This window comes from Stenotrophomonas sp. Sm2128 (genome assembly GCF_030985535.1).
Classification (GTDB): Bacteria; Pseudomonadota; Gammaproteobacteria; order Xanthomonadales; family Xanthomonadaceae; genus Stenotrophomonas; species Stenotrophomonas maltophilia.
In genome coordinates, this window is the sequence record NZ_JAPTFQ010000112.1 from 1 (window position 1) to 11,127 (window position 11,127).

An 11,127-nucleotide genomic window follows, 5' to 3' on the forward strand; every position below is an offset into this window, starting at 1 on the left:
CTTGGGCGGGCGCCCGGCGCTGCCGCGCCGGATCGAGGCCAGCAATGGCGACGCCAAGGTGCGCCTGCTGGTCGACCAATGGGGGCAGGGCACCCCATGAGTGCCGGGCGCGATGACACGGGCTGGTCCTGGTGGCCGGCCCCGGCCAAGCTGAACCTGTTCCTGCACATCACCGGCCGCCGTGCCGATGGCTACCACGAGCTGCAGACCGTGTTCCGCCTGCTGGACTGGGGCGACCGCATCGGTCTGCGCCTGCGCGAAGACGGCCAGGTGCGCCGGCAGGGCGAGGGGCTGGCTGGCGTGGCCGAGGCGGATGACCTGGCGGTCCGCGCCGCGCGGCTTCTGAAAGATGCGGCCAACATCGTGCAAGGCGCAGACATCATCGTCGAAAAACACGTTCCTGCAGGTGGTGGCTTTGGCGGCGGTTCGTCTGACGCGGCCACCGTACTGGTGGTGCTGAACCGGCTCTGGCGTGCCGGTCTGGACGAGGACGCGCTTGCTGCGCTGGGACTGCGCCTGGGCGCTGACGTGCCGGTGTTCGTGCGCGGGCGCAATGCCTGGGCCGAAGGGGTGGGTGAGCGCCTGCAGCCGATCGTGCTGGAGCCGGCCTGGTATGTGGTGGTTGAACCGGGTGTTCATGTTCCCACCCCGGCTCTGTTCGCAGACCCGGATTTGACGCGCGGCAGCCCAGTGGCGAAAATAGAGGACTTCGCTTCCGGGACCCTGGTCGGGAACGCGTTCGAACCGGTGCTGCGCCGCCGTGAGCCTGCCGTCGAGGCAGCGTTCGCCGCGTTGAGCGATATCGGCACGGCGCGGCTGACCGGTTCGGGAAGTGGTTGTTTCGTCGAGTTCGCATCGCAGTCTGCCGCAGAGCAGGGACGGTCGAAGTTGCCGAAGGAGTTGCGGGCAAGGGTGGCAGCGGGCGTTGCGCGTTCGCCACTGCTGGATGCACTCGAGCAACACTGATTTATCAATGCAGGGGCGTCGCCAAGAGGCCCAAGGCACCAGGTTTTGATCCTGGCATTCGTAGGTTCGAATCCTACCGCCCCTGCCAATAGCGGCTGTGTCCGCGCCTTCCAGCGCATCGCCCGCGCGGGACGTGGAAACAACCGCGGTGTTGTCAGCAGCAAGGGTCCATCGGGGTCCTTGCCGACTCCGGATCCCCGCCACTCGTCCCCGCCCGAGACAATCATGATGCAAGAGTCCCCGAACCTGCTGGTCTTTTCCGGCAACGCCAACAAACGTCTGGCGCAGAACATCTGCAAGGAACTGGGGGTTCGCCCGGGCAAGGCGCTGGTCTCGCACTTCTCCGATGGTGAAGTGCAGGTGGAAATCGAAGAGAACGTCCGCAAGCAGGACGTGTTCGTGATCCAGCCGACCTGCGCGCCGAGCGCGGAAAACCTGATGGAACTGCTGGTGCTGATCGACGCGCTCAAGCGCGCATCGGTGGCCAGCGTGACCGCCGTGGTGCCGTACTTCGGCTACTCGCGGCAGGATCGCCGCATGCGTTCCTCGCGCGTGCCGATCACCGCCAAGCTGGCGGCGAAGATGTTCAGCACCGCTGGCGCTGATCGCGTGCTGACCGTCGACCTGCACGCCGACCAGATCCAGGGCTTCTTCGATATTCCGGTGGACAACGTGTATGCGTCCCCGCTGCTGCTGGCCGACATCTGGCGTGCCTACGGCACCGAGAACCTGATTGTTGTGTCGCCGGACGTGGGCGGCGTGGTCCGCGCCCGTGCGGTGGCCAAGCGCCTGGATGACGCCGACCTGGCGATCATCGACAAGCGCCGCCCGCGCGCCAACGTCTCCACCGTGATGAACATCATCGGTGACGTCGAAGGCAAGACCTGCGTGATGGTCGATGACATCGTCGACACCGCCGGCACCCTGTGCGCTGCTGCTGCTGCCCTGAAGGCGCGCGGTGCGCTCAAGGTCGCCGCCTACTGCACCCACGCGGTGCTGTCGGGCCCGGCGGTGGACAACATCACCAATTCCCAGCTCGACGAGCTGGTGGTGACCGACACCATCCCGCTGAAGGACGCGGCGCGGGTGTGCAGCAAGATCCGCCAGCTGAGCGTGGCGGAAATGCTGGCCGAAACGATGCGCCGCATCGCCTTCGGCGAGTCGGTCAGCTCGCTGTACGTCGACTGAGTTTTTCGCCCCTGCCGGCAACGGCGGGGGCATACCCGGATGCTTCTGGTCGCGGAAGCATCTTCAACCGCCACGCCGCAGGGCGCGGCAACAACCTGAGTAGTCGAAAATGTCGAAGACCCATGAAATCAAGGTCACCAAGCGTGAACTGCAGCGTAAGGGTGCGAGCCGCCGCCTGCGTCACGCCGGTGTGATCCCGGCCATCGTGTACGGCGGCAACGCCGAGCCGGTCGCCATCAGCCTGGACCACAACGAAATCTGGCTGGCCCAGCAGAACGAGTGGTTCTATGCCTCGATCCTGGACCTGAACCTGGATGGCCAGGTGCAGAAGGTCCTGCTGCGTGACATGCAGCGCCACCCGTACAAGCAGCTGATCATGCACCTGGACTTCCAGCGCGTGAACGAGAACGAAGCCCTGACCGCTTCGGTCCCGCTGCACTTCGTCAACGAAGACACCTCGCCGGCCGGCAAGGCTGCCGACGTCGTGGTCACCCACGAACTGAAGGAAGTGACCATCACCTGCCTGCCGAAGGACCTGCCGGAGTCGATCGAAGTCGACCTGGGCGAGCTGAAGGCCGGTGACGTGGTGTACCTGTCCGACATCAAGCTGCCGAAGGGCGTGGAAATCCCGGCCCTGGCGCTGGGCAAGGACCACGACGACGCCATCGTCACCGCCAAGGCCGGCAAGGCCGACGAGGCTGACGAAGAAGCGGCTGCCGCCGAGTAATACCGTTACGGTGCCTGCCTCCGGGCAGGCACCGTACTGGAAGGAACCATGGCAGGACTGCGACTGATCGTCGGTCTGGGCAATCCCGGATCGGAACACGCCCGGACCCGGCACAATGCCGGGTTTCATTTCGTTGAGGCCCTGGCGGAGAAGGCCGGTGCGCGATGGAATGTGGACAGCAAGCTGTTCGGTGAGACCGCCAAGGTCGAGATCGCCGGGCAGGCGGTGTGGCTGCTCAAGCCCGCCACCTTCATGAACCTCAGCGGCAAGTCGGTCACCGCCGCACAGCGGTTCTGGAAGATCGAACCGGAAGAAACCCTGCTCGCACACGACGAACTGGACCTGGCGCCCGGCGTGGCGCGGCTGAAGTTCGACGGTGGCCACGGCGGCCAGAACGGCCTGCGCGACACCATCCGCCTGCTCGGCCACGGCAAGTTCCATCGCCTGCGCGTGGGCATCGGCCATCCCGGCCACAAGGACCGCGTAGTGGGTTGGGTGCTGGGGCGCCCGTCCAAGGAGGACGACGTGCTGATCGCACGCGCCATCGACGATGCGATCGACGTGATGCCGCTGGCAGTGCAGGGCGATTTCAGCGAAGCGATGAAGCGGCTGCACACCCCGAAATAAGCTGTAGGTACCGACCGTTGGTCGGTGTGGAACCATCCAATCCGCTAGGTACCGGCCGTTGGTCGGTACGGAACCAACCAATCCGGTAGGTACCGACCGTTGGTCGGTACGGAGAATGATTGGAAAAGCAGCGCCCAGGCCGCTGTTTCCCCAATCACTTTCACCCCAGAGAGCTGTCACCCATGGGTATCAAATGCGGCATCGTCGGCCTGCCCAACGTCGGCAAGTCGACCCTGTTCAATGCGCTGACCAAGGCGGGTATCGCCGCGGCGAACTTCCCGTTCTGCACCATCGAGCCGAACGTCGGCATCGTGCCGGTGCCGGACCCGCGCCTGAACGAGCTGGCGGGCATCATCAATCCGCAGAAGGTCATCCCGACCGCGGTCGAGTTCGTCGACATCGCCGGCCTGGTGGCCGGTGCCGCCAGCGGTGAAGGCCTGGGCAACAAGTTCCTGGCGCACATCCGCGAAGTCGACGCGATCACCCACGTGGTGCGCTGCTTCGAGCACGGCGACATCGTGCACGTGGCCGGCAAGGTCGATCCGATCTCTGACATCGAAACCATCGACACCGAGCTGGCGCTGGCTGACCTGGACAGTGTCGAGAAGGCGCTGAACCGTGCCGAGCGTGCGGCCAAGGGCGGCGACAAGGACGCAGCGGCGCGCAAGCCGGTCCTGGCCAAGCTGCAGGCTGCGCTGTCGGACGGCAAGGCCGGTCGTTCGGTGGGCCTGGACGAGGAAGAGAAGGCGCTGGTGCGCGACCTGTTCCTGCTGACCCTGAAGCCGGTGATGTACATCGCCAACGTGCTGGAAGACGGCTTCGAGAACAACCCGCACCTGGAAGCCGTGCGCGCGCACGCCGCCGCCGAGGGCGCGCAGGTGGTGCCGGTGTCGGCCGCGATCGAGGAAGAGCTGTCCCAGCTTGACGACGAAGACCGCGACACCTTCCTGGCCGATCTGGGCCTGAGCGAGCCGGGCCTGAACCGCGTGATCAACGCGGCCTACAGCCTGCTCGGCCTGCAGACCTACTTCACCGCTGGCGTGAAGGAAGTCCGCGCGTGGACCGTACGCAAGGGCGCCACCGCCCCGCAGGCTGCCGCCGTCATCCACACCGACTTCGAGAAGGGCTTCATCCGCGCCGAAACCATCGCGTATGACGACTTCATCAAGTACAAGGGCGAAGCCGGCGCCAAGGAAGCCGGTCGCCTGCGCCTGGAAGGCAAGGAATACCGCGTGCAGGAAGGCGACATCCTGCACTTCCGCTTCAACGTCTGATCCAGCGGCATCGGATCGACCCCGGACGCCCCGCTCTGTGCGGGGCGTTCGCGTTTCCGGTAATGGACAAAAAAACACCACGCTGCGAAACGCTTGCGGTGTGACGTTCGCCGGTACTTGTCCACAGCAAACTCCCATCGCTTTCCACGTTGGGTGTGGAAAACCGGCGAACCTGATGCAGCGCCGAGCCGATGCACGGCTGCGATGGGCGTGAGCAGAGCGCGGGCTCGGCGCTACCTGCCTCGATCGTGCAGCGTGGACAAATTTTCACCACGCTTCGAAACGCCTGCGGTGCAATGCTCACAACTACTTGTCCACACCTAGTTCCCATCGCTTTCCACGGCGCATGTGGAAAACCCGGATTCTGTCTGGACAAAAAATTGCCACCCTTCGAAACCATTGCAATGCGTGGCTCGCAGGGACTTGTCCACACCAAACCCCCATCGCTTTCCACGTGCGGTGTGGAAAACCCCGGGCGGGTGCGCGGCAACGAATGCCCACCAAGGTGGGCATCTACCGGGTACGGTGTGCATGAACAACAAGGCCCGCCAGTGGCGGGCCTTGTTGTCCACGTTCTGCAATACGGTGTGCCTTACAGCGCGCTGCCACCGAACTTGTGGGTGTACTGCAGGTTGATGGTGCGGCCGACGCTGTCGAACCAGGACACGTCGTAGTACGGATACGCGGTGTAGGTGGCATCCTTCGGCGGCATCTTGTTGAACACGTTGACCACCGACAGCGACAGGCGCGAATGGTCGTCGAAGCGATACTGCACCGAGGCGTTGTAGCGGTAGGTCGCCTTCACGTAGGGGCTGTCACCGCTTTCCCAGTCGAATGACTGGTCGTAGTTGTCCGAGGTCGGCAGCTTGCCCAGGCGCGAACCGTAGATCGTGGCCGACCACGCGTCCTTCTCCCAGGTCACGCTCAGGCTGGTCTTGGTGCGCGGGATGTCGAATCCGCTGTTGACCGCGAACTGGTCCAGGGTCGGATCGCCGGGGTAGCGCTGGAAATCGTGCTTCTTCACCCAGGTGTGGGTGCCATTGAGGATGAAGTCGCCGATACCGGTCTGCAGGCGGTAGCGCAGGCCGACGTCGATGCCGGAGGTCGACTCGCGGGCGACGTTGATCGGCGCCACGCGCACGCCGTACAGGCGGCCGTCGCTGGTACGGGTGATGCGGTCGAGCGCGTCCACGCAGGTCGGCGAATTGATGTCGGCACTGCCGAGCCGGCAGTTCGCTTCGTTGGCCAGGAGGGTGCGCACATCCATGTCCTGCACCTGCTTGCGCATGTCGATGTCGAACCAGTCCACCGACAGGTCCAGGCCGATCGCCGGCGACCAGACCAAGCCTGCACTCCACGAGGTGCTGGTTTCCGGGTCGAGCTGGCGGTTGCCGGTGCGGCTGCGGATCAGGTTGCGCTCGTAGTCGGAACAGTCGCTGGCGCCATCGGCGCGGCAGCTGTACAGGTCTTCGGCGGTGGTCTCGTCGTTGCCCGGTCCGGCGAACACGTAGTGCAGGTCCGGCGCGCGGAACGCAGTGCCATACGAACCGCGCACCAGCAGCGTGTCGATCGGGCGCCATTCCAGACCGCCGCTCCAGGTCGCCTTGCCGATGGTGTGGCCGGAATAGCGGTACTGGTCGTAGCGGCCGGCCACGCTCAGGTTGATCGTCTCGTGCAGCGGCATGCGCAGCTCGGCGGCGGTCGCCCAGCGGTTGCGCGAGCCCTGGCCGTCCGAATCCTTCCAGCTGTAGTAGTAGTACTGGGTGGCCAGCGGATCGGGATTCAGCGCATAGGCCTGCTGGCCCACTTCCACGGTCGCGGCGAACCCGGCATCACCGCCCGGCAGGCCGAACAGCGCGGAATTGGTCAGCGTGAATGCAGCCGTCTCGGTGCGCGACTTCGGCGAATAGGTAGTGCGTGCGGCAATCGAATCGTACTCGGCGCGGGTCAGCGGCCGGTACAGCCGCGACGGGTCCGCGTTGTAGATCGGGAAACCGTCGTCGTCCACGCCCAGCTGCGGGCCCAGGAACAGGTCATTGGCCTTGGCGGCGATGATCTGCGCCCAGCTGATCCGCGACTGGTACTGAGAATGGCTCAGCGCCGCTTCGTAGTCCCAGTTGCCGGCCAGATTGCCCTTGAAGCCGGTGGTCACGCTGAAGGTCTTCTGCGTGCTGCGTACCATCGCATTGCGCAGGCCCCCCATTTCCTCGGGTGAGAACTGGCGCTGCCAGAACTCGATCTCGCCGGTGGCCTGGTTGTTGAAGTAGCCCGACTCATCGCCATTGGCGTCCATGCGGCCCCACTTGGTGACGTCGCGCATCAGCGACATCGTGTGGTAGCCCAGCTGCACATCGGCGAACCATTGCTGGCCGTTGTCGAAGTCGTAGCTCAGCGAGGCGTAGCCATTGGCGCCGCGGCGCTTGCTGAGGATGGTGCCGTAGCCGATCGAGCTGTCGCTGCCGCAGTAGTAACCGTAGCGCGGGCGGTAGGCGCGGTAGGTGCTGCCCTGGTTCTGCCCGGCCAGCGCTTCGCAGGTGGCCGCGCCCGGATCCAGGTAGTCGTCGTTGTAGTCCGTACGCAGGTAAGCGCGGCGGGCGATGCGCGAGCCCTCGGTGGGGCCGTCCTGGGTCGAATCCTGGATGTCGCGCTCATAGGCCCACAGCGGAGTCTGCGACTGCAGCTCGACGCTGTACACGGCGTTGAAGTTGCCGCGGCTGAAGCCGCTGGCCAGGCTCATGTCGAACGACTCGCCACCGCCTTCGCTGGTGGTGCCCATGCGCATGTCGATCGTGGTGCCGTCGGCCTTCTTCTTCAGGATGAAGTTGACCACGCCGGCGATCGCGTCCGAGCCGTAGATGGCCGAGGCGCTGCCGGTCAGCACTTCGATGCGCTCGATCATCCCCAGCGGGATGTTGGAGACATCGGTGAAGTTGCTGCGGCCCTTGAACGGCATCGGGAAGTCGGCGATGCGGCGGCCATTGACCAGCACCAGCGTGTGGTTCGGGCCCAGGCCGCGCAGGTCCACCTGCTGGGCGCCCGGCGAGAAGTCGGCGCCGCTGGAAGACTGCTGGCTCTGGGTCTCACCGCCGTTCTGGGTCATTGCACGCAACACGTCCGGCACGCTGGTGAAGCCGCTGGAGCGGATCTGTTCGGCGTTGATCACCGTGATCGGGGCGGGGCCTTCCACCTGGGCGCGCGGAATGCGCGAACCGGTGACCTGCACCGCATCCAGTTGTTGAACCGAGGAGGAAGCCGGTGCCTGGGCCGCCGCGGAAGCAGCCACGCCCATCAACGCCAGCTGGATCGACCACGCCATCGCCTTTCTACGCATGAGGAATTCTCGGAAATGAAGCCGGCCCGCAGAGGAGGGGCCCTGTCCCCCATTCAGATTTCCGGAACGGGCGCGCGCATTTAACGCCTTTTTCATGTCCTTGACTACTGGGTCCCTATCTGGCAAAGAGTGGAAACGCTTGCAAGTCGATTTTGTTCAGGGAGATCAAGATGCGACGCCTCCATCGGACCCTGCCTGCCCCCTTCGCCTGGCTGGCGCTGCTGGTCTTGGCCGTGCCGTTGGTCGCCCTTGCGCAGGACCTGCAGGGCCCGGGCTTCGCCTACTACGAAGCCGGCGATCTCGACGCGCCCCGGCCCGGTCCGCGCGCACCGGCCATGATGCTGATGGGCGGTGGCGAATGGGTGCCGGAGGCCTTCCACTGGTGGCTGAAGCAGGCTGGCAATGGCCGCGTGCTGATCCTGCGCGCTTCTGGCAGTGATGAGCTGCAGGACCGCCTGTACCGCGAGATCGGCGGTACCACCGCAGTGCAGACGCTGGTCTTCGACAGCCGCCGCGGCGCCGACGATCCGGCCGTGCTGCGCGTGGTTGCCGCAGCTGATGCCATCTTCATTGCCGGTGGTGACCAGTCGCGCTACATCCGCTTCTGGAAGGGCACTGCGCTCAACCGCGCGCTGAACGCCCATGTGCGCGCTGGCAAGCCGATTGCCGGTACCAGTGCGGGGCTCGCCATCCTCGGTGGCTATGCCTACGGCGCGATGGACGGCGGCAGCATCACCTCTGCCGGCGCCCTGGCGGACCCGATGGGCAGCGCGGTGACCATGGACAGCGGCTTCCTGCAGATGCCCTACCTGCAGCGCGTGGTCACCGACACCCACTTCGACAAGCGGGACCGGCTCGGTCGCCTGATCGTGTTCGTGGCGCGCGCTGCCCAGGACAGTGGCGACCCCGACATCGTCGGCATCGGCGTCGACGAGGACACCGCCCTGTGCGTGGAGCCCGATGGCCAGGCGCAGGTCTACAGCGCTGATGGCGAGGGCAAGGTCTGGGTGGTCAGCCCTGGCCGCGATGCCGACCGCCTGGTCGAGGGCGAGCCGCTACGCTTCCGCGCGGTGCCGGTAACGGTGGTCGCCAGCGGCAGCCGCATGCGCCTGGATGACGTCCAGGCCGAGGCCGACTACCAGGCCGTGGCCGACGTCAGCGATGGCGAGCTTGAGTTCACGCTTCGGTAGTGCCGGCCGCTCGCCGGCAACCCACCTTCCCTGATACGCCCCCCGCCGGCCAGCGGCCGGCACTACCCTGCAATCCATTCCCCGTTACTGCTGGAGACGTATCCGATGAAACTGCGCCTGGCGCTGTCTGCGCTGCTGTCCCTGCCCATGCTTGCCCAGGCCGCATCGGCCGCTTCACCGCTGCTGGTCATCCACGGCGGCGCCGGCGTCGAGCGCAAGGACCTGTCGCCGGCCGAGGAAAAGGCCGCACGTGACGCGCTGCGGGCGGCACTGCTGAAGGGTCATGCGGAACTGGCGGCGGGGCGCCCCGCGCTGGCCGCAGTCACCGCCGCGATCACCGTGCTGGAGGACGATCCCACCTTCAACGCCGGCAAGGGCGCAGTGTTCACCCACGACGGCCGCAACGAGCTGGATGCGGCGGTCATGGATGGCGCGAACCAGGCGGCGGGCGCGGTGGCGGGCGTGCAGCGGGTGCGCAACCCGATCCTGCTGGCGCAGACCGTGATGCAGAAATCCCGCCACGTGATGATGGTCGGGCAGGGCGCCGAAGCCTTCGCGGCCGAGCAGGGCATTCCTCTGGTCGATCCCTCCTACTTCCGTACAGAGAAGCGCTGGCAGCAGCTGCAGCGCGCGCTGAAGGAAGAGGCCAGCGGCCAAGCGCATGCCGACCTGGAGACTGCAAAGCACTTCGGTACCGTTGGTGCGGTCGCATTGGACGCGCAGGGGCATCTGGCCGCCGGTACCTCCACCGGGGGCATGACCAACAAGCGCTACGGCCGGGTGGGTGACTCGCCGATCATCGGTGCCGGCACCTGGGCCGACGCACGCTGCGCGGTGTCCGGCACCGGGTGGGGCGAGTACTACATCCGCACTGCGGCCGCGCACGAGATCTGCGCGCGCATGCGCTACCAGGGGCAGAGCCCGGAGCAGGCCGGCAAGGGCGTGATCAACGAGACGATTCCGCAGATGGGCGGCGACGGCGGTGCGATCGTGCTCGGCGCAGACGGAAAAATGGCCACGCCGTTCAACACCCAGGGCATGTATCGGGGCTGGATCGGCGGCGACGGCGTCCCTCATGTCGCAATTTTCGCCAACGAGACCCTGCCGGTCCCAGGGCAATAACCTTGCGTATCAATGGGTTTGCGACAGCGTGTGAAAAAAATGGAAAAAAGCGTTGACAGCCCCCCGTCCCATCAGCAGAATAAGCGGCTCACCACCACACACCGCAACGCTTCGGCGGCAACGGAATGGGGTGGTAAGGAGGGATACCCAAGCGGCCAACGGGGGCAGACTGTAAATCTGCTGGCTTACGCCTTCGGTGGTTCGAATCCACCTCCCTCCACCAGTTTCACGTTGTGACATTCCCGGCGCGGGAGTAGTTCAATGGTAGAACCTCAGCCTTCCAAGCTGATGGTGCGGGTTCGATTCCCGTCTCCCGCTCCATTGAATGAACTTTGAATATTATCGAGTTCATGTCATAATGCAAAACTCGGCTCACGTAGCTCAGTCGGTAGAGCACTTCCTTGGTAAGGAAGAGGTCGAAGGTTCGATTCCTTTCGTGAGCACCATCTTAAGCATCACCTCTCAGACGAATTCGAGATAAGCAGCCATGGCCAAGGGTAAGTTCGAGCGCACCAAGCCGCACGTCAACGTCGGCACCATCGGTCACGTCGACCACGGCAAGACCACGCTGACCGCCGCACTGACCAAGATCGGTGCCGAGCGCTTCGGTGGCGAGTTCAAGGACTACTCCTCGATCGACGCCGCTCCGGAAGAAAAGGCTCGTGGTATCACGATCTCGACCGCGCACGTCGAATACGAATC

General features: G+C 65.3%; 9 protein-coding genes, 4 tRNA genes and 1 pseudogene. 13 read left to right on the plus strand and 1 reads right to left on the minus strand.

Features of this window, described 5'->3' with window-relative positions:
* The 7 genes and pseudogenes from O0K41_RS21015 to ychF form a co-directional block, all read left to right on the plus strand.
* Window positions 1-100 (plus strand): annotated as a pseudogene (locus tag O0K41_RS21015) (lipoprotein localization factor LolB); the annotation flags it as partial.
* A complete protein-coding gene (gene ispE, locus O0K41_RS21020) occupies window positions 97-966 on the plus strand; it encodes a 4-(cytidine 5'-diphospho)-2-C-methyl-D-erythritol kinase (protein ID WP_005408190.1) in 870 nt (289 codons plus the stop codon). The pseudogene O0K41_RS21015 and the gene ispE, both read left to right, overlap by 4 nt.
* An 11-nt stretch (window positions 967-977) precedes the next feature.
* A tRNA-Gln gene (locus O0K41_RS21025) sits at window positions 978-1,054 on the plus strand.
* A gap of 140 nt (window positions 1,055-1,194) precedes the next feature.
* Window positions 1,195-2,154: a ribose-phosphate diphosphokinase gene (locus tag O0K41_RS21030; RefSeq protein ID WP_005415400.1), complete on the plus strand. Its 960-nt coding sequence runs from the start codon at window positions 1,195-1,197 to the stop codon at window positions 2,152-2,154.
* 109 nt (window positions 2,155-2,263) lie between these two features.
* Window positions 2,264-2,881, plus strand: coding sequence for a 50S ribosomal protein L25/general stress protein Ctc (locus tag O0K41_RS21035; protein WP_005408191.1), 618 nt, complete (start codon window positions 2,264-2,266; stop codon window positions 2,879-2,881).
* A 48-nt stretch (window positions 2,882-2,929) separates the two neighbouring features.
* A complete protein-coding gene (pth, locus tag O0K41_RS21040) occupies window positions 2,930-3,508 on the plus strand; it encodes an aminoacyl-tRNA hydrolase (RefSeq protein ID WP_164223191.1) in 579 nt (192 codons plus the stop codon).
* A 182-nt stretch (window positions 3,509-3,690) separates the two neighbouring features.
* Entirely contained in the window at window positions 3,691-4,782 is a 1,092-nt protein-coding gene (gene ychF / locus O0K41_RS21045; protein WP_005408193.1) for a redox-regulated ATPase YchF, read from the plus strand.
* Between the two features lie 592 nt (window positions 4,783-5,374).
* On the opposite strand, the gene O0K41_RS21050 is transcribed toward ychF, so the two are convergent.
* Window positions 5,375-8,113 (minus strand): TonB-dependent receptor, encoded by a 2,739-nt coding sequence (locus O0K41_RS21050; protein WP_088435872.1) that lies wholly within the window; start codon window positions 8,111-8,113, stop codon window positions 5,375-5,377.
* Between the two features lie 170 nt (window positions 8,114-8,283).
* Here O0K41_RS21050 and O0K41_RS21055 point away from each other — a divergent pair, with 170 nt between their 5' ends.
* From O0K41_RS21055 to O0K41_RS21080, 6 genes are all read left to right on the plus strand, one after another.
* Window positions 8,284-9,303, plus strand: a complete 1,020-nt coding sequence (locus O0K41_RS21055; protein WP_049450188.1) for a cyanophycinase — start codon at window positions 8,284-8,286, stop codon at window positions 9,301-9,303.
* A gap of 105 nt (window positions 9,304-9,408) precedes the next feature.
* The gene (locus O0K41_RS21060) at window positions 9,409-10,425 is read left to right on the plus strand and encodes an isoaspartyl peptidase/L-asparaginase (RefSeq protein ID WP_088435873.1); all 1,017 of its coding nucleotides are present in this window, start codon (window positions 9,409-9,411) and stop codon (window positions 10,423-10,425) included.
* 137 nt (window positions 10,426-10,562) lie between these two features.
* Window positions 10,563-10,648: transfer RNA gene (locus tag O0K41_RS21065), tRNA-Tyr, on the plus strand.
* 24 nt (window positions 10,649-10,672) lie between these two features.
* A tRNA-Gly gene (locus tag O0K41_RS21070) sits at window positions 10,673-10,746 on the plus strand.
* Between the two features lie 49 nt (window positions 10,747-10,795).
* Window positions 10,796-10,871, plus strand: a tRNA-Thr gene (locus O0K41_RS21075).
* A gap of 41 nt (window positions 10,872-10,912) precedes the next feature.
* On the plus strand, window positions 10,913-11,127 hold a 215-nt coding region (locus O0K41_RS21080; RefSeq protein WP_239502993.1), incomplete at its 3' end, for a GTP-binding protein.

Excerpts from the sequence above, each read along its gene's own strand:
- ispE (WP_005408190.1), top strand. The coding sequence starts at position 97 with ATGAGTGCCGGGCGCGATGACACGGGCTGGTCCTGGTGGCCGGCCCCG.
- O0K41_RS21030 (WP_005415400.1), top strand. The coding sequence starts at position 1,195 with ATGCAAGAGTCCCCGAACCTGCTGGTCTTTTCCGGCAACGCCAACAAA.
- O0K41_RS21035 (WP_005408191.1), top strand. The coding sequence starts at position 2,264 with ATGTCGAAGACCCATGAAATCAAGGTCACCAAGCGTGAACTGCAGCGT.
- pth (WP_164223191.1), top strand. The coding sequence starts at position 2,930 with ATGGCAGGACTGCGACTGATCGTCGGTCTGGGCAATCCCGGATCGGAA.
- ychF (WP_005408193.1), top strand. The coding sequence starts at position 3,691 with ATGGGTATCAAATGCGGCATCGTCGGCCTGCCCAACGTCGGCAAGTCG.
- O0K41_RS21050 (WP_088435872.1), bottom strand. The coding sequence starts at position 8,113 with ATGCGTAGAAAGGCGATGGCGTGGTCGATCCAGCTGGCGTTGATGGGC.
- O0K41_RS21055 (WP_049450188.1), top strand. The coding sequence starts at position 8,284 with ATGCGACGCCTCCATCGGACCCTGCCTGCCCCCTTCGCCTGGCTGGCG.
- O0K41_RS21060 (WP_088435873.1), top strand. The coding sequence starts at position 9,409 with ATGAAACTGCGCCTGGCGCTGTCTGCGCTGCTGTCCCTGCCCATGCTT.